The sequence below is a fragment of the Enterobacter cloacae complex sp. IR5422 genome (assembly GCF_049238165.1).
GTDB lineage: Bacteria > Pseudomonadota > Gammaproteobacteria > Enterobacterales > Enterobacteriaceae > Enterobacter > Enterobacter roggenkampii.
The window spans coordinates 87,978-109,875 of the sequence record NZ_JBMKHT010000003.1 but is presented as its reverse complement, the minus strand read 5'-3'; the positions used below and the strand labels follow the sequence as shown (position 1 = coordinate 109,875).

Annotated in this window: 20 protein-coding genes; 15 read left to right on the top strand and 5 right to left on the bottom strand. The window is 60.2% G+C overall.

What is annotated here, in order from left to right:
• The first annotated feature begins 9 nt into the window (after positions 1-9).
• From nuoJ to nuoN, 5 genes are all read left to right on the top strand, one after another.
• Complete coding sequence (gene nuoJ, locus ACOTXT_RS02830) at positions 10-564, top strand: NADH-quinone oxidoreductase subunit J (RefSeq protein WP_008500212.1); 555 nt, start codon at positions 10-12, stop codon at positions 562-564.
• A complete protein-coding gene (gene nuoK / locus ACOTXT_RS02825; RefSeq protein ID WP_003861496.1) occupies positions 561-863 on the top strand; it encodes an NADH-quinone oxidoreductase subunit NuoK in 303 nt (100 codons plus the stop codon). Before nuoJ ends, nuoK begins: the two co-directional genes overlap by 4 nt.
• Positions 860-2,701: an NADH-quinone oxidoreductase subunit L gene (nuoL, locus tag ACOTXT_RS02820; RefSeq protein WP_023325763.1), complete on the top strand. Its 1,842-nt coding sequence runs from the start codon at positions 860-862 to the stop codon at positions 2,699-2,701. The genes nuoK and nuoL overlap by 4 nt, the downstream gene beginning before the upstream one ends.
• A gap of 76 nt (positions 2,702-2,777) precedes the next feature.
• A complete protein-coding gene (gene nuoM, locus ACOTXT_RS02815; RefSeq protein WP_008500214.1) occupies positions 2,778-4,307 on the top strand; it encodes an NADH-quinone oxidoreductase subunit M in 1,530 nt (509 codons plus the stop codon).
• Between the two features lie 6 nt (positions 4,308-4,313).
• A complete protein-coding gene (gene nuoN / locus ACOTXT_RS02810) occupies positions 4,314-5,771 on the top strand; it encodes an NADH-quinone oxidoreductase subunit NuoN (RefSeq protein ID WP_008500215.1) in 1,458 nt (485 codons plus the stop codon).
• Positions 5,772-5,870: 99 nt separating this feature from the next.
• On the opposite strand, the gene ACOTXT_RS02805 is transcribed toward nuoN, so the two are convergent.
• Together ACOTXT_RS02805 and rbn are read right to left on the bottom strand one after the other, a co-directional pair.
• The gene (locus tag ACOTXT_RS02805; protein WP_333164069.1) at positions 5,871-6,875 is read right to left on the bottom strand and encodes a chemotaxis protein; all 1,005 of its coding nucleotides are present in this window, start codon (positions 6,873-6,875) and stop codon (positions 5,871-5,873) included.
• A gap of 64 nt (positions 6,876-6,939) precedes the next feature.
• Complete coding sequence (gene rbn / locus ACOTXT_RS02800) at positions 6,940-7,857, bottom strand: ribonuclease BN (RefSeq protein ID WP_055321569.1); 918 nt, start codon at positions 7,855-7,857, stop codon at positions 6,940-6,942.
• Positions 7,858-7,928: 71 nt separating this feature from the next.
• Between rbn and ACOTXT_RS02795 the strand changes: the two genes are divergently transcribed.
• The 10 genes from ACOTXT_RS02795 (at position 7,929) to ACOTXT_RS02750 (ending at position 17,798) form a co-directional block, all read left to right on the top strand.
• Positions 7,929-8,390, top strand: a complete 462-nt coding sequence (locus tag ACOTXT_RS02795) for a GNAT family N-acetyltransferase (RefSeq protein WP_023294116.1) — start codon at positions 7,929-7,931, stop codon at positions 8,388-8,390.
• Between the two features lie 53 nt (positions 8,391-8,443).
• Positions 8,444-8,749, top strand: a complete 306-nt coding sequence (elaB, locus tag ACOTXT_RS02790) for a stress response protein ElaB (protein ID WP_045351798.1) — start codon at positions 8,444-8,446, stop codon at positions 8,747-8,749.
• Between the two features lie 86 nt (positions 8,750-8,835).
• Positions 8,836-10,131 carry an isochorismate synthase MenF gene (gene menF, locus ACOTXT_RS02785; RefSeq protein ID WP_333164073.1) on the top strand — a complete coding sequence of 432 codons (1,296 nt, stop codon included), beginning with the start codon at positions 8,836-8,838 and terminating at the stop codon, positions 10,129-10,131.
• Between the two features lie 88 nt (positions 10,132-10,219).
• The gene (menD, locus tag ACOTXT_RS02780; RefSeq protein ID WP_069598616.1) at positions 10,220-11,890 is read left to right on the top strand and encodes a 2-succinyl-5-enolpyruvyl-6-hydroxy-3-cyclohexene-1-carboxylic-acid synthase; all 1,671 of its coding nucleotides are present in this window, start codon (positions 10,220-10,222) and stop codon (positions 11,888-11,890) included.
• On the top strand, positions 11,887-12,663 hold the full coding sequence (gene menH / locus ACOTXT_RS02775) for a 2-succinyl-6-hydroxy-2,4-cyclohexadiene-1-carboxylate synthase (RefSeq protein ID WP_333164078.1): 777 nt from the start codon (positions 11,887-11,889) through the stop codon (positions 12,661-12,663). The genes menD and menH overlap by 4 nt, the downstream gene beginning before the upstream one ends.
• On the top strand, positions 12,660-13,517 hold the full coding sequence (menB, locus tag ACOTXT_RS02770) for a 1,4-dihydroxy-2-naphthoyl-CoA synthase (RefSeq protein ID WP_008500223.1): 858 nt from the start codon (positions 12,660-12,662) through the stop codon (positions 13,515-13,517). The genes menH and menB overlap by 4 nt, the downstream gene beginning before the upstream one ends.
• Positions 13,517-14,482: an o-succinylbenzoate synthase gene (menC, locus tag ACOTXT_RS02765; protein ID WP_055321565.1), complete on the top strand. Its 966-nt coding sequence runs from the start codon at positions 13,517-13,519 to the stop codon at positions 14,480-14,482. Before menB ends, menC begins: the two co-directional genes overlap by 1 nt.
• A complete protein-coding gene (gene menE / locus ACOTXT_RS02760; RefSeq protein WP_055321564.1) occupies positions 14,479-15,840 on the top strand; it encodes an o-succinylbenzoate--CoA ligase in 1,362 nt (453 codons plus the stop codon). Before menC ends, menE begins: the two co-directional genes overlap by 4 nt.
• A 124-nt stretch (positions 15,841-15,964) precedes the next feature.
• On the top strand, positions 15,965-16,504 hold the full coding sequence (locus tag ACOTXT_RS02755) for a YfaZ family outer membrane protein (protein ID WP_023294110.1): 540 nt from the start codon (positions 15,965-15,967) through the stop codon (positions 16,502-16,504).
• A gap of 94 nt (positions 16,505-16,598) precedes the next feature.
• Positions 16,599-17,798, top strand: a complete 1,200-nt coding sequence (locus tag ACOTXT_RS02750; protein ID WP_021241545.1) for a nicotinamide mononucleotide deamidase-related protein YfaY — start codon at positions 16,599-16,601, stop codon at positions 17,796-17,798.
• Positions 17,799-17,831: 33 nt separating this feature from the next.
• On the opposite strand, the gene glpC is transcribed toward ACOTXT_RS02750, so the two are convergent.
• The 3 genes from glpC to glpA are packed head-to-tail and all read right to left on the bottom strand — an operon-like array spanning position 17,832 to position 21,854.
• Positions 17,832-19,022 (bottom strand): anaerobic glycerol-3-phosphate dehydrogenase subunit GlpC, encoded by a 1,191-nt coding sequence (gene glpC, locus ACOTXT_RS02745; RefSeq protein WP_055321563.1) that lies wholly within the window; start codon positions 19,020-19,022, stop codon positions 17,832-17,834.
• A complete protein-coding gene (glpB, locus tag ACOTXT_RS02740) occupies positions 19,019-20,236 on the bottom strand; it encodes a glycerol-3-phosphate dehydrogenase subunit GlpB (RefSeq protein WP_055321562.1) in 1,218 nt (405 codons plus the stop codon). The genes glpC and glpB overlap by 4 nt, the downstream gene beginning before the upstream one ends.
• Positions 20,226-21,854, bottom strand: a complete 1,629-nt coding sequence (gene glpA, locus ACOTXT_RS02735; RefSeq protein WP_055321561.1) for an anaerobic glycerol-3-phosphate dehydrogenase subunit A — start codon at positions 21,852-21,854, stop codon at positions 20,226-20,228. Before glpA ends, glpB begins: the two co-directional genes overlap by 11 nt.
• Positions 21,855-21,898 lie beyond the last annotated feature (44 nt).

The window sequence follows — 21,898 nt, the reverse complement described above, 5'->3', positions numbered from 1 at the left end:
GAGAGGGCAATGGAATTCGCTTTTTATATCTGTGGCCTTATCGCCATCCTGGCTACGCTGCGAGTGATTACGCACACCAATCCGGTGCATGCGCTGCTGTACTTAATCATCTCGCTGCTTGCCATTTCCGGGGTGTTCTTCGCACTGGGCGCGCACTTCGCCGGTGCGCTGGAAATCATCGTCTACGCCGGGGCCATCATGGTGCTGTTCGTGTTCGTCGTGATGATGCTGAACCTGGGCGGCTCTGAAATCGAGCAGGAACGTCAGTGGTTAAAACCGCAGGTGTGGATCGGCCCGGCAATTTTGTCGGCCATCATGCTGGTGGTGATCGTGTACGCCATTCTGGGTGTTAACGATCAGGGCATCGACGGCACGCCGATCGGCGCTAAAGAGGTCGGTATTACGCTCTTTGGCCCATACGTTCTGGCGGTTGAACTGGCCTCCATGCTGCTGCTGGCAGGTCTGGTTGTGGCCTTCCACGTTGGCCGCGAAGAGCGTGCTGGCGAGGTGCTGAGCAACCGCACTGACGACCGCGCGAAAAGAAAAACGGAGGAGCGCGCATGATCCCCTTAACACATGGACTGATCCTCGCTGCGATTTTATTCGTTCTGGGTCTGACTGGTCTGGTTATCCGCCGCAATCTGCTGTTTATGCTGATCGGGCTGGAAATCATGATTAACGCCTCCGCGCTGGCCTTCGTGGTCGCCGGAAGCTACTGGGGCCAGACCGATGGTCAGGTGATGTACATTCTCGCCATCAGCCTTGCGGCTGCCGAAGCGAGTATTGGCCTGGCGCTGTTGCTGCAGCTCCATCGTCGCCGCCAGAATCTGAACATCGATTCAGTAAGTGAGTTGCGTGGATGAACATGCTTGCCTTAACCATTATTTTTCCGCTGATTGGCTTCGTGCTGCTGGCGTTTTCTCGCGGCCGCTGGTCTGAGAATCTGTCTGCAACCGTCGGCATGGGCTCTGTTGGCCTGGCCGCGCTGGTGACAGCGTATGCGGGTATCGACTTCTTTAACAACGGGCGTCAGCCTTTCAGCGTGCCGCTGTGGACCTGGATGTCAGTCGGTGATTTCAACATCGGTTTCAACCTGGTGCTGGATGGTCTCTCGCTGACCATGCTCTCCGTGGTCACCGGCGTCGGCTTCCTGATCCACATGTTCGCCTCCTGGTATATGCGCGGTGAAGAGGGTTACTCCCGCTTCTTCGCCTACACCAACCTGTTTATCGCCAGCATGGTGGTTCTGGTCCTGGCCGATAACCTGCTGCTGATGTATCTGGGCTGGGAAGGCGTGGGTCTGTGTTCTTACCTGCTGATCGGTTTCTACTATACCGATCCGAAGAATGGCGCAGCGGCCATGAAAGCGTTCGTCGTGACCCGCGTGGGTGACGTCTTCCTCGCTTTCGCGCTGTTCATTCTTTACAACGAACTGGGCACGCTGAACTTCCGCGAAATGGTGGAACTGGCGCCAGCGCACTTCGCCGCAGGCAACAACATGCTGTGGTGGGCAACGCTGATGCTGCTGGGTGGTGCCGTGGGTAAATCCGCGCAGCTGCCGTTGCAGACATGGCTGGCCGACGCGATGGCGGGTCCAACCCCTGTCTCCGCGCTGATCCACGCTGCGACCATGGTTACCGCCGGTGTGTACCTGATTGCGCGTACCCATGGCCTGTTCCTGATGACTCCGGAAATTCTGCACCTGGTGGGTATCGTCGGAGCGGTCACGCTGGTGCTGGCAGGCTTTGCCGCGCTGGTGCAGACCGACATCAAGCGCGTACTTGCGTATTCCACCATGAGTCAGATTGGTTACATGTTCCTCGCGTTGGGCGTTCAGGCCTGGGACGCGGCCATTTTCCACCTGATGACGCACGCGTTCTTTAAAGCGCTGCTGTTCCTCTCATCTGGTTCAGTGATTCTGGCCTGCCATCACGAGCAGAACATCTTCAAAATGGGCGGACTGCGTAAGTCCATCCCGCTGGTGTATGTTTGCTTCCTGGTGGGCGGCGCGGCGCTGGCGGCTCTGCCGCTGATCACCGCGGGCTTCTTCAGTAAGGACGAAATCCTTGCGGGTGCCATGGCGAATGGTCATATCAATCTGATGGTTGCGGGTCTGGTCGGTGCGTTCATGACCTCCCTGTATACCTTCCGTATGATTTTCATCGTATTCCACGGTAAAGAACAAATTCACGCTCACGCAGGGAAGGGGATTACCCATCACCTGCCGCTGATTGTGCTGCTGGTACTGTCCACCTTCGTTGGCGCGATGATTGTGCCTCCGCTGCAGGGCGTGCTGCCAGACACCACCGAGCTTGAGCACGGTCGCGTTCTGACGCTTGAAATCACCTCCGGTGTGGTCGCTATCGCGGGCATCCTGATTGCGGCATGGCTGTGGCTGGGCAAACGTACGCTGGTCACTGCCGTGGCCAACAGTGCGCCGGGCCGCCTGCTGGGCACCTGGTGGTACAACGCGTGGGGCTTCGACTGGCTGTACGACATGATCTTCGTTAAGCCGTTCCTGGGCATCGCGTGGCTTCTGAAGCGCGACCCGCTGAACAGCCTGATGAACATCCCGGCGATCCTTTCCCGCTTTGCAGGCAAAGGCCTGCTGTACAGCGAGAACGGTTACCTGCGCTGGTATGTGGCGTCCATGAGCATCGGTGCGGTTGTCGTGCTGGCGCTGCTGATGGTGTTGCGTTGATCGTTAAGTGAATTTTATTCGAATTCGTTGAAAATCAGGCCCCTGCTGGGGGCCTTAAAAAGGAATGTAAATCGCCATGTTACTACCCTGGCTAATATTAATTCCCTTCATCGGCGGCTTCCTGTGCTGGCAGACTGAACGCTTTGGCGTGAAGATGCCGCGCTGGATCGCGCTGATCACCATGGGATTGACGCTCGCGCTTGGCCTGCAACTGTGGTTGCAGGGCGGTTACTCACTGACCCAGTCTGCGGGCATTCCGCAGTGGCAGTCTGAGTTCATCCTGCCGTGGATCCCACGTTTCGGCATTACGATCCACCTGGCGATTGACGGTCTCTCACTGCTGATGGTGGTGTTGACCGGTCTGCTCGGCGTTCTGGCGGTACTCTGCTCCTGGCGTGAAATCGAAAAATACCAGGGCTTCTTCCACCTGAACCTGATGTGGATCCTGGGCGGCGTAATCGGCGTGTTCCTTGCCATCGACATGTTCCTGTTCTTCTTCTTCTGGGAGATGATGCTGGTGCCGATGTACTTCCTGATCGCGCTGTGGGGCCACAAGGCGTCCGACGGTAAAACGCGTATCACGGCGGCAACCAAGTTCTTCATCTATACCCAGGCGAGTGGTCTGGTGATGCTGATTGCCATTCTGGCGCTGGTGTTTGTTCACCACAACGCGACCGGCACCTGGACCTTCAACTACGAAGACCTGCTGAAGACCCCAATGTCGCACGGCGTAGAATACCTGCTGATGCTGGGCTTCTTCATCGCCTTCGCGGTGAAAATGCCGGTGGTTCCGCTGCACGGCTGGCTGCCAGACGCGCACTCTCAGGCGCCAACGGCGGGTTCCGTTGACCTGGCGGGCATCTTGCTGAAAACCGCGGCCTACGGTCTGCTGCGCTTTGCACTGCCGCTGTTCCCGAACGCCTCCGCAGAGTTCGCACCGATTGCCATGTGGCTGGGTGTGATCGGTATCTTCTACGGTGCCTGGATGGCCTTCACCCAGTACGACATCAAGCGTCTGATTGCCTACACCTCCGTTTCCCACATGGGCTTCGTGCTGATTGCTATCTACACCGGCAGCCAGCTGGCGTACCAGGGTGCGGTGATCCAGATGATTGCGCACGGTCTGTCCGCAGCCGGTCTCTTCATCCTGTGCGGCCAGCTGTACGAACGTCTGCACACCCGCGACATGCGTATGATGGGCGGTCTGTGGAGCAAAATTAAGTGGCTGCCAGCGCTCTCCATGTTCTTCGCGGTGGCGACTCTGGGGATGCCGGGTACCGGTAACTTCGTCGGCGAATTTATGATTCTGTTCGGCAGCTTCAAAGTGGTACCGGTGATTACCGTGATCTCCACCTTTGGTCTGGTGTTCGCTTCCGTCTACTCGCTGGCGATGCTGCACCGCGCTTACTTCGGTAAAGCGAAGAGCGAAATTGCTGCACAAGAACTGCCGGGGATGTCGCTGCGTGAGCTGTTCATCATCCTGCTGCTGGTCGTACTGCTGGTGCTGCTGGGCTTCTTCCCGCAGCCGATTCTGGATACCTCGCACAGCGCGATGGGCAATATCCAGCAGTGGTTTGTTAATTCTGTTTCTACTACAAGGCCGTAATTCGCCATGACAATAACTCCACAACAACTGATCGCGCTGCTACCGCTGCTGATCGTCGGATTGACGGTGGTGGTTGTGATGCTCTCCATTGCGTGGCGACGCAATCACTTCCTGAATGCCACGCTGTCGGTCATCGGCCTGAACGCCGCGTTAGTCTCACTCTGGTTTGTTGGCCAGGGTGGGGCGATGGACGTCACCCCGCTGATGCGCGTTGACGGTTACGCCATGCTGTATACCGGTCTGGTGCTGCTGGCGAGCCTGGCAACCTGTACCTTTGCGTACCCGTGGCTCGAAGGCTACAACGACAACAAAGAAGAGTTTTACCTGCTGGTTCTGATTGCCGCGCTGGGCGGCATTCTGCTGGCGAATGCGAACCACCTGGCCGCGCTGTTCCTCGGCATTGAGCTGATCTCTCTGCCGCTGTTCGGTCTGATTGGTTACGCCTTCCGCCAGAAGCGCTCGCTGGAAGCAAGCATCAAGTACACCATCCTGTCTGCGGCGGCGTCCTCGTTCCTGCTGTTTGGTATTGCGCTGGTGTACGCACAGTCCGGTAACCTCTCCTTTATGGCGCTCGGCAAGAGCCTCGGTGACGGCATGCTGCATGAGCCGCTGCTGCTGGCGGGTCTGGGCATGATGATTGTTGGCCTTGGCTTCAAACTCTCTCTGGTCCCGTTCCACCTGTGGACGCCAGACGTCTACCAGGGGGCACCGGCTCCGGTGTCGACCTTCCTGGCGACGGCGAGCAAAATCGCCATCTTCGGGGTGGTGATGCGTCTGTTCCTGTACGCGCCGGTGGGTGACAGCGAAGCGGTTCGCGTGGTGCTGGGCATCATCGCGTTCGTCTCCATCATCTTCGGTAACCTGATGGCGCTGAGCCAGACCAACATCAAGCGTCTGCTGGGCTACTCGTCTATCTCTCATCTGGGCTACCTGATGGTGGCGCTGATTGCGCTGCAGAGCGGTGAGATGTCGATGGAAGCCGTGGGCGTCTATCTGGCCGGTTACCTGTTCAGCAGCCTCGGCGCCTTCGGCGTGGTGAGCCTGATGTCCAGCCCGTACCGTGGTCCGGATGCCGATTCACTGTTCTCTTACCGTGGTCTGTTCTGGCACCGTCCGATCCTGTCCGCCGTAATGACCGTGATGATGCTCTCTCTGGCCGGTATTCCGATGACGCTTGGCTTTATCGGTAAGTTCTACGTGCTGGCCGTCGGTGTGCAGGCGCACCTGTGGTGGCTGACCGCGGGCGTGGTGATCGGCTCCGCGATTGGTCTGTACTACTACCTGCGCGTGGCCGTGAGCCTGTACCTGAGCGCACCTCAGCAGCTCAATCGTGATGCTCCAGGCAACTGGCAGTACAGCGCTGGTGGCATCGTGGTACTCATCTCCGCGCTGCTGGTGCTGATCTTCGGTATCTATCCGCAACCGCTGATTGATATCGTGCAGCGCGCGATGCCGCTGATGTAAAAACAAAAAACCCGCCTCGGCGGGTTTTTTGTTGCCCAGCGTCGCTACGCTTGCAGGGCCTACGGGTTTTGTAGGTCGGGTAAGCGTAGCGCCACCCGACTAAGCCAGCTGTTTACGGCTAATCAACGGCCCGTCAATCTTCTTCATCGAGCGGTCCAGCACTTCCTCAATCACCGACGACAGCTCGTTCAGCTCAAACTTCGCGACGTAGCCATCCGCCTTCACCTTACGAATATGGTCTTCGTTGGCGTTGCCGGGAAGGGAAGAGTGGATCACCACCGGAATATCTTTCAGAACCGGGTCGGTTTTGATTTTGCGCGTCAGCGTAAAACCGTCCATCTCCGGCATTTCGAGGTCGGTCAGCACCAGCGCGATCTTATCGGTGATCGGCACGCCCTCAGCCTGCGCCTGTGCGGCCAGCACGCCAATTTTTTCCCACGCGTCTTTGCCGGTGATGTGCAGCTGCGCCGGGATCTCCATCGCCTGCAGACCTTTCTCCAGCATCGAACGCGCCACTTTGGAATCTTCCGCCACAATCGCGACCGCGCCCGGCTTAATATGGAATTTGGTGGTCTTCAGATTGGTGGCGTGCAGGTCGTGATTGGCCGGAGTGATGTCATACAGGATCTGCTCAACGTCCAGCACCATCGCCAGATCGTTGGTATCGCTCTTCTCGTCAAGACACGCAATGCTGGTGATGTAGCGACCGCTGACGGCGGTTTCCGCCGCGTGCACCTGCTTCCAGTCCAGACGCATGATGTTCTCAACCGACTCCACGGCAAACGCCTGCACGCTGCGCGCATATTCGGTGATCAGCAGGATGTTCAGCCCGGTGGTGGGCTTACAGCCCGCCACGGCGGCCAGGTCAATCACCGGGATCACCTGATCGCGGATATTCACCATTCCCATCAGCGGTGATTTCATCCCGGCGGGTTTCGTGAACTCCGGCATCGGCACAATTTCACGCAGCTTAAAGACGTTAATGCCAAACAGCTCAGATTTATTTTCGTTAAGAGAGGTGCCAAGACGGAACAGCAACAGTTCAAAACGGTTCGACAGGGTCAGATTCGCCCTGTCATCAATATCTTTCTGGAAATTATCCATTCTACCCTCGAGAGAAATGCTGACCTTTTAATCGTTATCGGCATCCTGAGGGAAAAATGAAGGACTAAACGCTGACCTGAGCGAAATCTTCGGCCAGCTCACATTCCGGGAACAGCGCGAGGCACTCTGCCAGCAGCTTTTCACAGCCCCGCGCGTCGTAGCGCGAGCTGACGTGGGTGACGATGAGCCGCCCGACGCCCGCGTCACGGGCTAGCTGCGCCGCCTGTCGCGTCGAGCTGTGGCCCCGGCCGTTGGCTTTCTCTTCCATCGCCGTTTCAAGGGTCGCTTCATGTACCATCACGTCAACGCCCTGGGCCAGCGTGAGCGCCGCCCGGCACGGGGCCGTGTCGCCAAAAATTGCCAGCTTCTTGCCGGGCTGCGGTGCGGCGAGATAATCCTGCCCATTGATGACGCGCCCGTCCTCCAGCGTGACGGTCTCGCCGTGCTTCAGGCGCTGGAACAGCGGCCCGGGTTTTACGCCATCGGCCATTAGCGCGGCGGCATCCAGCGCGCCGGGTTTGTCATGCGCGTCAATACGGTATCCATAGCACTCGACAGGGTGATTGAGCGGCTGAGCGCTCACCTTATAATCGCCGTCATCGAAAACCAGGCCTTCGCTAATCTCAACGACCTCCAGCGGATAATCCGTCCACGACCCGCTCAGGCGCAGCGTGGTTTCAACGAATTCACGAATACCCGCAGGCCCGTAAATCGTCAGCGGGTTGGCGTTACCGGCCATCGAGCGGCTGCACAGCAGGCCGGGAAGGCCAAACAGATGGTCGCCATGCAGATGGGTGATAAAAATTTTATCCAGCTTGCCGGGGTGATAAGCGGTGTGTAACAGCTGATGCTGCGTCCCTTCACCACAGTCAAACAGCCACAGCCCGCCGCGGGTGGGGTGTTTAAGATCCAGCAGAATCGCCGTCACATTTCGTGAGCGGGTTGGCACGCCCGCGGACGTACCCAGAAAAATCAGTTCCATAACGCAATCAGCCCTTTGCTGAACGGGGAGGGGTTTAGTATAACGTGATGAACCCCAGGAAGGAGACTGACATGATCCAGTGGCAAGATTTACACCATAGTGACCTCACCGTTCATTCACTTTACGCCCTGCTGAAACTGCGCTGCGAAGTGTTCGTGGTTGAACAGACCTGCCCGTATCAGGACATCGACGGCGACGATCTCGTCGGTGAGAACCGCCATATTCTTGGCTGGCGGGATAACGAGCTGGTGGCGTATGCGAGGATTCTGAAAAGCGAGGACGCATTCGAGCCTGTCGTGATTGGTCGGGTCATCATCAGCGGCAAAGCGCGCGGTGAAAAACTGGGCTATCAGCTGATGGAGAAAACGCTGGAGGCATGCCAGAAACAGTGGCCGAACAAGGCGTTATACCTGGGCGCACAGGCGCACCTGCAGTCCTTCTACGGCCACTTTGGTTTCGTGCCGGTCACCGAAGTATACGACGAAGACGGCATTCCCCACGTCGGCATGGCGCGGGAAGCGAAGCAGGCGTAATGGCGAGTCGTTGGCTATAGTTAGCGAACTGGTGTACTAACATGGAGAAAAATATGTCATTTCAATCCTGGGATACCCGTATCGACGACGACCTGGCCTTACTGAGCGAAACGCTGGAAGAGGTGTTACGTTCCTCGGGCGACCCTGCCGATCAGAAATATATTGAGCTAAAAGCCCGTGCCGAGCAGGCGCTGCATGAAGTGAAAAACCGCGTCAGCCATGCGTCTGATAACTACTACTACCGCGCCAAAAAAGCGGTGTACCGTGCCGATGATTACGTGCATGAAAAACCGTGGCAGGGTATTGGCGTGGGTGCTGCCGTAGGCCTGGTACTGGGGCTGCTGTTGGCCCGTCGTTAAGCCGCTTAACCACTCCCTATACGTGGGTACTGCTATTTATGGCCAGTACCCCGTATAATACGAGGTTTTAACAGGGAGAGGTTCGCGTGAATTCGATTTTCCTCGCGCTGGAGCAATTGCGTAACCAGCTTTCGCAAGCGTTACCCGCAACGCCCGGCATACGTCATTTCGACGTCTCTTTCCCGTTAAACGATGCCTTCGACCCTCTCGCCTGGCTTGGGGCGCAGCAGTGCTATCCGCAGTTTTACTGGCAGCAGCGTAACGGCGATGAAGAGCTGGCCGCGCTGGGGGCGGTTATCACCTTTTCCTCTCTGGCGTTAGCCACGCAGTTTTTGCGCGAGCAAAACGCGGCAGGTGATACCCGCATCTGCGGCCTGAACGCCTTTAATCCGGAGCAGGGCAGCCTCTTTTTACCGCGACTGTTCTGGCGACGTACCGCCGGCACCGCTACGCTGCGCCTGCAGCTGTGGAGCGATTATTCACTTCAGGAAGATGCCCATGCCGCGCGGGATTTTTTACAGCGGCTCCAGCCAGCCAGGCCTATCCGCCCGCTGGCCGTTCAGGTTGAGCACGAAAACCATCAGCCGCAACGGGCCGAATGGCTGAGACTTGTCCGCAGGGCGACCGAAACCATCGCGCGCGGTGATTTTGAAAAGGTTGTCCTTGCGAGGGCCACCGATCTTCAGTTTACACAGCGCATTAACCCCGTCGCGCTGATGGCGGCCAGCCGCGCCCTCAATTTACATTGCTATCACTTCTGCATGGTATTCGACGCCAGCAATGCGTTTCTCGGCTCGACGCCCGAGCGTCTCTGGCGGCGACGCGGCACGCTGCTGCGCACCGAAGCGCTGGCGGGCACCGTCGCCAGCCATACCGATGATAAAAAGGCGCAGCGTCTGGGCGAGTGGCTGCTGAACGACGATAAAAACCAGCGCGAGAATATGCTGGTCGTGGAAGATATCTGTCAGCGTCTTCAGCACTCTACGCAGACGCTTGAGGTACTGCCTGCCCAGGTGGTACGCCTGCGTAAGGTGCAGCATTTGCGCCGCTGTATCTGGACCGCGCTCAAACAGGCTGACGACGAGCAGTGCCTGCATATGCTACAGCCGACGGCGGCGGTTGCCGGGCTTCCGCGACAGCCAGCGCGCGAGTTTATTCAGAAGGTTGAGCCCTTTAACCGCGAGTGGTACGCCGGTTCGGCCGGGTATTTATCTCCTGACCAGAGTGAGTTCTGCGTGGCGCTGCGTTCAGCCCGCGTCCATGAGGACTCGCTGCGGCTCTATGCCGGCGCCGGTATTGTCAGCGGATCTGACCCGGAGCAGGAGTGGCAGGAGATTGAAAACAAAGCGGCCGGGTTGCGCTCTCTGCTCCTAAGGGATTAATACTGAATCGCGCAATCCCGATTCACATCAAAATTCCAATTTTTTCTATTATTTATACTGTGTCGCATTCTTGATACCGGACAATCTCATGTCAGTAAGTTCTTTTAACCGACGCTGGGCGGCGGTGATCCTTGAAGCCCTGACGCGCCATGGCGTCAGGCACGTGTGTATTGCACCGGGTTCTCGCTCAACGCCGCTGACGCTGGCGGCCGCCGAAAACCGGGCGTTGATTCACCACACCCACTTTGATGAGCGTGGCCTCGGGCATCTCGCGCTGGGTCTGGCGAAGGTCAGCAAAGAACCCGTGGCGGTGATCGTCACTTCCGGTACTGCCGTGGCGAACCTCTATCCGGCTCTGATTGAAGCCGGGTTAACCGGTGAAAAGCTGATTCTGCTGACGGCCGATCGTCCCCCTGAGCTTATCGACTGCGGCGCCAATCAGGCCATCCGTCAGCCGGGGCTCTTTTCTTCGCATCCTTCGCAGACGATTTCGCTGCCGCGTCCCACCCAGGATATTCCGGCGAGCTGGCTGGTCTCCACCGTCGATCACGCCATGGAGACGCTGCGCGGCGGGGCGCTGCATATCAACTGCCCGTTTGCCGAGCCGCTGTACGGCGAGCTGGACGACACGGGTCTTGACTGGCAGCAGTCTCTCGGTGACTGGTGGGGGAGTGAGAAACCGTGGCTGCGCGAGCAGACGCACCTTGAGAGCGCGAAACAGCGCGACTGGTTCTTCTGGCGGCAGAAGCGCGGCGTGGTTATCGCCGGGCGCATGAGCCCTGCCGAAGGCAAGCTGGTCGCCGAATGGGCGCAAACCCTGGGCTGGCCGCTGATCGGCGACGTGCTTTCCCAGACCGGTCAGCCGCTGCCGTGCGCGGATCTCTGGCTGGGTAATGCCAAAGCGGTCACCGAGCTGTCGCAGGCGCAGATTGTGGTCCAGCTTGGATCGAGTTTAACCGGCAAGCGGTTACTGCAGTGGCAGGCCACCTGCACACCGGACGAATACTGGCTGGTGGACGCGCTGGAAGGGCGTCTTGATCCGGCGCACCACCGCGGTCGTCGTCTGGTCAGCCGTATCGACGCCTGGCTGGCGCTCCATCCGGCTGAAAAACGCAAACCCTGGGCGGTTACCCTCCCGGACCTGTCGCGCCAGGCGTGGGAACTGACCCATGCGCGCTGTGAAGCGTTCAGCGAGGCCGGGCTGGCGCACCGTATTCGCCAGTACCTGCCCGAGCAGGGGCAGCTGTTTGTCGGCAACAGCCTGGTCGTGCGGCTGATTGACGCCTTTTCGCAGCTGCCCGCGGGCTACCCGGTGTACAGCAACCGTGGTGCCAGCGGCATCGACGGGCTGATCTCTACGGCGGCGGGCGTGCAGCGCGCCAGCGCAAAATCGACGCTGGCCATCGTGGGGGATCTCTCCGCGCTCTACGACCTCAACGCGCTGGCGCTGCTGCGTCAGGCGTCTGCCCCGTTCGTGCTGATCGTGGTTAACAACAACGGCGGACAGATTTTCTCCCTGCTGCCTACGCCGCAGAGCGAGCGCGAGCGCTTCTATCTGATGCCGCAGAACGTGCAGTTCGAACACGCCGCGGCAATGTTCAGCCTGAAATACCATCGCCCGGAAAGCTGGGAACAGCTGGATGCGGCGCTAAGCTCCGCCTGGAAGCAGCCGGGCGCGACGCTGATTGAGCTGGTGGTGAACGAGGCTGACGGTGCGCAGGCCCTGCAAAGCCTGCTGGCGCAGGTGAGCCAGCTGTGATCCTCTCGGGCGTGCAGCAGGCTGGAAAACCAGGCTATCCCTGGCTGGTCTTTTTGCACGGTTTTTCCGGCGATTGCCGCGAGTGGCAGGGGGTTGGTGAGCGGCTTTGTGATTACCCCCGGCTGTATCTGGATCTGCCGGGACACGGTAGATCCCAGGATCTGGGCGTGACGGGCTTCGACGAGATGAGCGCGTTGCTTACCCGAACTCTGATTAGTTACAACATACTGAAATTCTGGCTCGTCGGGTACTCCCTCGGCGGCCGCATTGCGATGTTCCATGCCTGCCAGCAGCCGAAGGGGCTGTTGGGTGTGACGGTAGAAGGCGGCCATCCGGGCCTGCAGGATGCCGATGCGCGACAGGCGCGGCTGGCATCCGACCGCCGCTGGGCGACGCGTTTTCGCAGCGAACCGCTGGAAAAGGTATTCGCTGACTGGTACCAACAGCCCGTGTTTGCCTCCCTGACGGACGCCCAGCGCGACGCGCTGATTACCCTGCGCAGCCAGAACAACGGCGCGGCGCTGGCGATGATGCTCGAGGCGACGTCGCTGGCCGTGCAGCCCGACCTGCGTACCGCGTTAAGCGCACGTGATTTCACTTTTGATTATCTCTATGGCGAACGTGATGAGAAGTTTGCGGCCCTTGCTGCGGAGCTGAACGCCGTCTGCCATGCAATTCCCAACGCCGGACACAACGCCCACCGGGAAAACCCCGACGCGGTTGCCGCGAGTCTGGCTCAGATACTGCGTCTTCGAATAAAGGACACTCTATGATCTATCCTGATGAACACATGCTTTACGCCCCGGTTGAATGGCAGGACTGCTCCGAAGGCTACACCGACATTCGTTACCACAAATCCACCGACGGTATTGCCAAAATCACCATCAACCGCCCGCAGGTGCGTAACGCCTTCCGTCCGCTGACCGTGAAAGAGATGATTCAGGCCCTGGCGGATGCGCGCTATGACGACAACATCGGCGTGATTGTCCTGACCGGCGAAGGCGAGAAAGCGTTCTGCTCCGGTGGCGATCAGAAAGTGCGCGGCGACTACGGCGGATACCAGGACGATGCGGGTACGCACCACCTGAACGTCCTCGATTTCCAGCGTCAGATCCGCACCTGTCCAAAACCGGTGGTGGCGATGGTGGCGGGCTACTCCATCGGTGGCGGCCACGTGCTGCACATGATGTGCGACCTGACCATTGCCGCTGAAAACGCCATCTTCGGCCAGACCGGCCCGAAAGTGGGATCTTTCGACGGCGGCTGGGGTGCCTCCTACATGGCGCGCATCGTCGGGCAGAAAAAAGCCCGTGAAATCTGGTTCCTGTGCCGTCAGTACAACGCGCAGGAAGCGCTGGATATGGGCCTGGTGAATACCGTGGTGCCGCTTGCCGATCTCGAAAAAGAGACCGTGCGCTGGTGTCGCGAAATGCTGCAAAACAGCCCGATGGCGCTGCGCTGCCTGAAAGCGGCACTCAACGCCGACTGCGACGGTCAGGCGGGTCTGCAGGAGCTGGCGGGCAACGCCACCATGCTGTTCTACATGACCGAAGAGGGTCAGGAAGGGCGCAACGCGTTTAACGAAAAACGCCAGCCAGACTTCAGCAAATACAAACGGAATCCGTAATGCGTCGCGCGCAGGTTTACCGCTGGCAGATACCGATGGACGCGGGCGTGGTGCTGCGTGAACGGCGGTTAAAAACCCGTGACGGTTTCTTCGTGCATCTGCAGCAGGGCGAGCGGGAAGGCTGGGGCGAGATTTCGCCTCTGCCGGGGTTTAGCCTCGAGTCGCTGGATGACGCGCGGGCGGCCTTGCTGGCGTGGGCGGACGCGTGGCGCGAGGGGGCGGATCCGGCGCTGCCGGACGTCCCTTCCGCGGCCTTTGGTATCAGCTGCGCGCTGGCGGAGCTGGACGGCAGCCTGCCGGAAGCGGGGAATTACCGCGCGGCGCCGCTCTGTACGGGCGATCCGGACGAGCTGTTCGCGCAGCTCTCCGCCATGCCGGGCGAGAAGGTCGCGAAAATCAAAGTCGGGCTTTATGAAGCGGTACGTGACGGCATGGTCGCCAACCTGCTGCTGGAGGCGATCCCCGATCTGCATCTGCGTCTGGACGCCAACCGTGCCTGGACGCCGCTTAAGGCGCAGCAATTTGCAAAGTACGTCAATCCGGCGTACCGCAGCCGCATTGCCTTCCTCGAAGAGCCGTGCAAAACCCGCGAGGATTCGCGCGCGTTCGCTCGCGAAACGGGGATTGCCATCGCCTGGGATGAAAGCCTGCGCGAGGCCGATTTTGAATTCGCTGCCGAGCCCGGCGTCAGCGCGGTGGTGATTAAACCTACGCTGACCGGCAGCCTGGCGAAAGTGCGCGAGCAGGTCGCGGCGGCGCACGCCTTAGGGCTGACGGCGGTCATCAGCTCGTCGATTGAGTCCAGCCTTGGGCTAACCCAGCTGGCGCGCATTGCCGCCTGGTTAACGCCTGACACGGTCCCCGGCCTCGACACGCTGAACCTGATGCAGGCTCAGCTTCTTCGCCCGTGGCCGGACAGCGCGCTGCCGTGCCTCGACGTCGCGGCGCTGGAGCCGTTGCGATGAGTTTTACCGACTGGCCGTGGCGGCACTGGCGTGCGCAATTTACCGATAAACCGGCCCTGAGGCTGAACGACGAGGTGCTCAGCTGGCAACAGCTGTGCGCGCGCATCGACAGCCTTGCGGCGGGCTTTCACCGTCAGGGCGTGGAGGAGGGCGACGGCGTGCTGCTGCTGGCCCATAACCACCCGCACACCCTGCTGGCGTGGCTGGCGCTGCTCCAGTGCGGGGCGCGTATTCTTCCCGTTAATCCGCAGCTGCCGCGCCCGCTGCTGGACGTGCTGCTCCCGCAGATGACGCTGCGCTTTGCGCTGGTGCTGGAGGGCAGCTACGACGGCCTTCCTGCCCTGAGCATGCGCGAGACCGCCGATGCGTATTGCGCTGCGTGGCAACCGGCGCGGCTGGCCTCCATGACGCTGACCTCCGGCTCCACCGGTCTGCCGAAAGCAGCGGTCCATACCTGCGAGGCCCATCTCGCCAGCGCGCGCGGCGTTTTGTCGCTGATGCCCTACGGTGAAGACGACGACTGGCTGCTTTCGCTACCGCTGTTCCACGTTTCCGGCCAGGGGATTTTATGGCGCTGGCTGCAGGCTGGCGCGCGGTTAACCGTGCGCGAGAAACAGCCTCTGGAGCAGGCGCTGTGCGGCTGCACCCACGCCTCGCTGGTGCCAACCCAGCTCTGGCGTCTGCTTAATGCCCACCAGCCTGTCGCACTGAAAGCGGTGCTGCTGGGCGGGGCAGCCATTCCTGTTGAATTGACCGAACAGGCGCGAGAGCAGGATATTCGCACCTTCTGCGGCTACGGTCTGACCGAGTTCGCCTCTACCGTCTGTGCGAAAGAGGCCGACGGCGAGCCGGACGTGGGCTATGCGCTGCCGGGCAGAGAGGTGCAGGTCGTTAACGGTGAAGTCTGGATCAGAGCGCAAAGCATGGCCTCAGGCTACTGGCGGGACGGCGCGCTGATACCGCTGACCAACGCGCAGGGCTGGTTTGCCACTCGCGATCGCGGGGAATGGCATGACGGCCGTCTGACGATCCTCGGCCGCATGGATAACCTCTTTTTTAGCGGCGGAGAAGGGATCCAGCCGGAATCGCTCGAGCGCGTTATCGCCACGCACCCGCAGGTTAACCAGGTGTTTATCGTTCCGCTGGACGACGCTGAATTCGGGCAACGTCCGGTGGCGGTGGTGGAGTGCGAGCCGGGAACGGATATCACCACTTTACCCGACTGGGTCAGGGACAAGGTGGCGCGTTTTGAACAACCCGTCCGCTGGCTGCTTTTGCCGACCGAACTCAAAAATGGCGGCATTAAAGTTTCGCGCCGCGCGCTGCAGGAGTGGGTGAACGCAACGCTGAAGGGATAATAGCCGTTTCAAATAGTTACAATCTACTGGCCTGCCGCACGCAGAGTGCTTGATCCCCGGAAGACCCAGGTTAAAATCTCGCGGTTTTGGGACTTCTCTATAAAAATTGTGCGGGATCACGACAATGAAAAAAGTGGCATTACTGGGCTTCGGCCTGATGGTTGTATCTGCGGCGGCGAACGCCATTAGCATTAACGGCTCGGCGGGTCAGGATTATACCCACCTGGGCTTCGGCATGGGTACCGAGACATCCGGTCTGGCGATGACCGGCGGCTGGACGCATAACGATGACGACGGCGACGCGGCAAGCCTCGGCCTGGGCCTCAACATTCCTCTGGGCCCGTTCCTGGCGACCGTCGGCGGTAAAGGTATCTATACCAACCCAAATGACGGTGACGAAGGATATGCGGCGGCAGTGGGCGGCGGCCTGCAGTGGAAAATTGGCGACAGCTTCGGCCTGTTTGGCGAGTACTACTACTCTCCAGATTCCCTCTCAAGCGGTATCGACAGCTATGAGGAAGCCAACGCCGGCGCGCGCTGGACCATCATGCGTCCAATCACCATCGAAGCAGGCTATCGCTATCTGAACCTGGCCGGTAAAGACGGCAACCGCGACAACGCGCTGGCCGACGGTCCGTACGTGGGCGTGAGCGCAGGCTTCTAATCTCTCCGGCGCGGCATGCTGTCGCGCCAGTTTCTCCTCTTCTCCACCCCGCGTTTGCGCTATAGTGTTTTGACCAAATAAGCGGGAGAACACAATGATTAACGTGGAGATGTTATCCACCGGCGACGAAGTGCTGCATGGACAAATTATTGATACCAATGCTGCCTGGCTTGCCGATCTTTTCTTTGAGCAAGGATTACCGTTAACGCGCCGCAATACGGTGGGCGACAATCTTGAGTCACTGGTCGCTGTTCTGCGCGAGCGCAGTGAACAGTGCGACGTGCTGATTGTGAACGGCGGGCTCGGCCCCACCAGTGACGATCTCAGTGCCCTGGCCGCCGCGACCGCAAAAGGCGAAGGGCTGGTGCTGCATGAGGCGTGGCTCTCGCAGATGGCGCGTTTTTTCTCCGAACGTGGCCGCGTCATGGCCCCCAGCAACCGCAAACAGGCTGAAATTCCCGCCAGTGCTGAACTGGTCGATAACCCGGTCGGTACCGCGTGCGGGTTTGCCATGCAGCTGAACCGCTGCCTGATGTTCTTCACGCCGGGCGTGCCCTCAGAATTTAAAGTGATGGTCGAGCAGCAGATCCTGCCGCGCCTTCGCCAGCGTTTTACCCTGCCGGAACCCCCGCTGTGCCTGCGTCTGACCACTTTTGGCCGTTCGGAAAGCGATCTGGCTCAGAGCCTCGATCACCTCTCACTCCCGCCGGGCGTGTCTATGGGCTATCGTTCATCCATGCCGATCATTGAGCTCAAGCTGACCGGACCGGCCACCCAGAAAGAGGCGATGCTGGCGCTGTGGCCTGAGGTGCAGCGCGTAGCGGGTGAAAGCCTGATCTTTGAAGGCACGGAAGGGCTACCGGCGCAGATTGCGAAGCATCTGCAGTCGCGTCAGCTGAGTGTGACCTTAAGCGAGCAGTTCACCGGTGGCCTGCTGGCGCTGCAGCTGTCGCGCGTCAACGCGCCGCTGCTGGCCAGCGAAGTGGTGCCGTTCCAGCAGGAGACTCTCGCGCAAACCGCCCGCTGGGCGTCCGAGAGAAGGGTGAAGCATTTTGCCGGTCTGGCGCTGTTTGTCGGCGGGCTGGATGAGGAATACCTCAACTTCGCGCTGGCGACGCCTGAGGGCACCCACGCCCTGCGGGTAAAAATGAGCATTACCCGCCACAGCCTGGCGGTGCGTCAGGAGGTGTGCGCCATGATGGCGCTGAACATGCTGCGCCGCTGGCTGAATGGCAAAGAGGTGGCCAGCGAGCACGGCTGGATTAACGTGGTTGAATCGCTGTTCGTGGAGTAACGCCTGTGCCGGGGCCTTTCGCCCCGGCCATGTTCACCCGAGCGCCTTTGCCAGCAGCGTAATCGGATGCTCGCAGCGCTTGCTGGTGGACATCTCAATCTGCCACTTGCAGGTTTCGCAGTCCGTCACCACGATATCCGCGCCGCTCTCCTCAATCTGACGGAACAGCGGGGCGCCGATCGCCTGCGACGTTTCGTAGTTTTCACGCTTAAAGCCGTAGGTTCCCGCAATCCCGCAGCAGCGTGAGTCCAGCACCGTCAGCTCCAGCCCCGGAATTAACCGCAGCAGCTCAAGCGTATAGAGCGACCAACCCATTTTCTCCATATGACACGGCGTGTGGTACACCACTTTCAGGGGTAATTTCCCCAGCGGCAACGTCTGTCCGCTGTCCAGCTTGCGCCACAGGAAGCGCGTCGCCAGCTCGATGTGCTCGCGCAGGCCGGTGTTGTCCACGTCCAGCAGATGCGGATACTCGTCGCGCAGGGTGAAGGTACAGGTGGATGAGGTCGCCAATACCGGTATGCCTTTCTCGACAATCGCCTCGCGCAGGGAGGTGACATTGCTTTGAGCCTGCCTGCGCGCTTTATCGGTAAACCCGTTGGCAATCAGCGGCACGCCGCAGCACTTTTCTTTATTCAGTAGCTGAACGCCCGTTCCCATGGCGTTCAGCACCTTCAGCAGATCTTTACCCAGCTGCGGGTGGTTGTAATTCACATAGCAGCCGTGGAAAAAAGCCACCTGCTCGGCGTACTGCGCCTGCTCCGCCGCCACGGATTTATACCAGCGGCGGAAGGTGCCGTGAGAATATTTCGGCAGGCTGCGGTGATGGTCTATCTTCAGCGTGGCATCCAGCAGCTGGCGCACCGGCTTGAGAGCGGTCGCGGCATTCACCAGCGGGGCAAACGGCGTCGAGACGCTGCCCAGCAGATCGGTGTGGCTCAGAATCGCGTCCCGCAGCGACGGCTTTTGCGTGCTGTAGCGCGCCCGGGCGCGCTGGATAATATCGCCGATTTTCACATCCGACGGGCAGGCGACTTCGCAGCGTTTGCAGTTAATGCAGTATTTCAGCGCTTCATCGTACAGCTTGCCGTCCTTCAGGCGCAGACGCTCGCCGTCCGGCCCGGCCTGCTTTGGCCCGGGATAGCGTGGGTTCACGCCGCTGACCGGGCAGACGGTGGTACACACCGTGCATTTGATGCAGCTTTCAAAACGGGTATCGTTCATTGTTCAGCCTCCGTGCGCTGGCTAATCTGCTCTGCCACATACAGCGCCGTGACGGCGCAGACTCCGCCACCGCATCCCTGGGTAATGGGATCGTACCCGCCCAGCAGCGAGCCGATGGCAAAGAGATTACTGACGGGCTTACCGGCAAGCTGCGGATGCAGCTTGTTATCGACAATCACGCCGAACTGCTGCCAGGGCTGCGGCGAGAAGAAATCACTCTGATACCAGTCCGCGCGGGAGGCTCGCTGGCGAACATCCAGCCCCATAATGGCTTCCCGGATGCCCTCCCGGCTGCTCAGCAGCCCGTTGCTGAAGAAGCTGCCGCTTGCCAGCACCGTATAGCGGGCGCGAAGCGGAATATCGTCGTGGCTGCGCGTCCAGATTTCGCTCACCGCGCCGTCTGTCAGGGTGATTTTTTTCACTTCATCACCTGCCATCCAGACGCCACCCTGCGCAACAAACTTACGCTGGAGCTGGGTATGCAGGCGAATGCCGGGGACAGACGGGGGCAGCGTGGGCAACAAACCGAGCGTGCTGGGCAGACGGTCTGAGAGCCAGCGCCAGAGTCGGTTATCGTTCAGGCCAAAGCACGCGGGCATCAATAGCGCATCGCATCCTTCCGCAAGCGGGCTGAGCGCCTCATACAGCAGCGGCCATTTGTCCTCGTTATCCAGAAAACGGGCAATATTCACCGCGCGAAATTCGCTCGGGTTATCGCGCAGGACATCAAGCTCAGGCAGCTCTATCTCTGCCGTTTCGGCGTTAACGCCCTGGCGACAAAGTGACGCCGCCGCGAGATGGGGCTGAAAATCCAGAAAGCCGCTAATCCCTACCACCCGCACGCGTCCCGCGCGAATGGGAGCAACGGGCACTTCCTCCGGGCTGAGCCAGGCGGAACGCAGGGTGCCGAGCGGCGTAACGCGCTGGTGATTGAATCTGGCGCTGCCCTGCAGACGCGCGCCGCACTCCGCCAGCAGCGCTTCGGTTTCCAGCGCAAAGCGGTCAATATGCTGTGCACCAACCAGGTGATAAGGGTGCTCCGGCGGCAGCTTATCGCGGTACGCTTCGTCCACCAGATCCAGCGAGCCCGACGAGAAGTGCAGGGCGCTCTGCCCCCGGGTGATAATGGCGCAGCGCAGCCCCTGCTTCGTGAGCTTAATGCCGCAGAGCAGGCCCGCCAGCCCGCCGCCGACAATCACGGTATCAAATTTCATCGTGTTGCTCCTTCTCCAGACCGCAAAGCCCCTGGTAGACCCAGCGGGTAAATTCACTTTCACGCAGGGCATCGCCCCAGGCGACAGGCTGAATGCCTTTCCAGCGCTCGTTTAAAAACGCGCTGAGCTGATCGAGCGACTGGGTGGCGGTGGTGGTATGAAAGCGCTGCAGCAGCCCCGCAGCACGGCAGGCGCACAGCTCGCCCTGACAGGTGCCCATTCCGACGCGGGTGCGGCGGCGGAGATCGAGCAGGCTGTTGACCGTCAGGTTCTCCACCGCGTACTGCACTTCACCGGCCGTCACGGCTTCGCACTCGCACACCAGGCTGCGGCTCAATCTTCCTTCACCAAGCCACGGTGGCGTTCTGTCGCCGTGGCGGTATACCGCGGACCCGCGCAGCGGCGCGGGCAGGGAGATGATTTTCTGCAGCGTTTTTTCGGTGGACTGACGCGATCCCGGCAGCGGCTGTTCTGCCGTGACGCACGGCTCGGTATTTCCGAGCTTGCGGCAGACGGCATCGGTCGCCCACTCGGCCATCAGGCGATAGGTCATCAGCTTGCCGCCGGTGATGGTGATAAACCCGTCCATGCCGTCGCGCGCGGCGTGATCGAGCAGCACGATGCCCCGGCTGACGTTCCGTCCGCTCGGGTCGTTGTCGCTGGCGACCAGCGGACGCACGCCCGCGTAGGCGCGCAGAATGCGCGTCTGGGCCATTACCGGGGCCAGTTTTTCCCCTTCCCGCAGCAGGATATCCACCTCTTCAGCGGTGACGCGGTTGTAATCAATCTCGCTGTAGTCCACGTGCGTTGAAGTCGTCCCGATTAACGAAATGGTGTCGCCCGGAACGAGGATATCGGCGTCAGACGGCTTGCGGCAGCGGTTAATCACGTGGTTATTGATGCGGTGGTCGAGGATCAGCAGCGAGCCTTTCGCCGGGAACATGCGCACCGACAGGTCCGCATGTTCCGCAATACGCTGGCCCCAGATCCCCGCCGCGTTAACCACTACGGCGGCATACAGCTCGCCGTGCTCGTTGTACTGCGTATCAAACACCCGCACCCCACAGATGCGATGACCTTCGCGAATAAGCCCGGTCACTTCATGTCCGGTCAGAATGCGTGCGCCATGCTCACGGGCGTCCAGCATATTGGCGGCGGTCAGGCGGAACGGATCGACGGTACCGTCAGGGACTTTCACCGCGCCGATAAGCGCCGGGTTAACCGACGGTTCCAGCCGCCGCGCCAGCGCCGGATCCATGGCCTCCGCCTGAATGCCCGCGGCAGTGCAGGCGGTAATAAAGGTGTCCTGAAAGGCGAGGTCATCTTCGGGAAGGGTAATAAAGAGGCCGTCGGTCGGCTCAATGCAGTGGCGTGCGATACGCTTGAGGATCTGGTTTTCAGCAATACATTCGCGCGCGGATTCCGCGTCGGTGACCGCATACCGGGCGCCGCTGTGCAGCAGGCCGTGGTTCCGTCCGGTTGCGCCCGTGGCGATATCATGGCGTTCCAGAAGCGTAACGCTTAAGCCGCGAAGGGCGCAATCGCGCGCGATCCCGGCGCCGGTTGCGCCACCACCAATGATTATCACATCACTATAACGAGGATCGTGACTGGTCATTGTTTACCCTCTATGTTCGTTTTTTATCATTTAGCCATAGTAAT

Coding starts and splice junctions, on each gene's coding strand:
- nuoJ (WP_008500212.1), top strand. CDS start 10: ATGGAATTCGCTTTTTATATCTGTGGCCTTATCGCCATCCTGGCTACG.
- nuoK (WP_003861496.1), top strand. CDS start 561: ATGATCCCCTTAACACATGGACTGATCCTCGCTGCGATTTTATTCGTT.
- nuoL (WP_023325763.1), top strand. CDS start 860: ATGAACATGCTTGCCTTAACCATTATTTTTCCGCTGATTGGCTTCGTG.
- nuoM (WP_008500214.1), top strand. CDS start 2,778: ATGTTACTACCCTGGCTAATATTAATTCCCTTCATCGGCGGCTTCCTG.
- nuoN (WP_008500215.1), top strand. CDS start 4,314: ATGACAATAACTCCACAACAACTGATCGCGCTGCTACCGCTGCTGATC.
- ACOTXT_RS02805 (WP_333164069.1), bottom strand. CDS start 6,875: ATGGATAATTTCCAGAAAGATATTGATGACAGGGCGAATCTGACCCTG.
- rbn (WP_055321569.1), bottom strand. CDS start 7,857: ATGGAACTGATTTTTCTGGGTACGTCCGCGGGCGTGCCAACCCGCTCA.
- ACOTXT_RS02795 (WP_023294116.1), top strand. CDS start 7,929: ATGATCCAGTGGCAAGATTTACACCATAGTGACCTCACCGTTCATTCA.
- elaB (WP_045351798.1), top strand. CDS start 8,444: ATGTCATTTCAATCCTGGGATACCCGTATCGACGACGACCTGGCCTTA.
- menD (WP_069598616.1), top strand. CDS start 10,220: ATGTCAGTAAGTTCTTTTAACCGACGCTGGGCGGCGGTGATCCTTGAA.
- menB (WP_008500223.1), top strand. CDS start 12,660: ATGATCTATCCTGATGAACACATGCTTTACGCCCCGGTTGAATGGCAG.
- menC (WP_055321565.1), top strand. CDS start 13,517: ATGCGTCGCGCGCAGGTTTACCGCTGGCAGATACCGATGGACGCGGGC.
- menE (WP_055321564.1), top strand. CDS start 14,479: ATGAGTTTTACCGACTGGCCGTGGCGGCACTGGCGTGCGCAATTTACC.
- ACOTXT_RS02755 (WP_023294110.1), top strand. CDS start 15,965: ATGAAAAAAGTGGCATTACTGGGCTTCGGCCTGATGGTTGTATCTGCG.
- ACOTXT_RS02750 (WP_021241545.1), top strand. CDS start 16,599: ATGATTAACGTGGAGATGTTATCCACCGGCGACGAAGTGCTGCATGGA.
- glpC (WP_055321563.1), bottom strand. CDS start 19,022: ATGAACGATACCCGTTTTGAAAGCTGCATCAAATGCACGGTGTGTACC.
- glpB (WP_055321562.1), bottom strand. CDS start 20,236: ATGAAATTTGATACCGTGATTGTCGGCGGCGGGCTGGCGGGCCTGCTC.
- glpA (WP_055321561.1), bottom strand. CDS start 21,854: ATGACCAGTCACGATCCTCGTTATAGTGATGTGATAATCATTGGTGGT.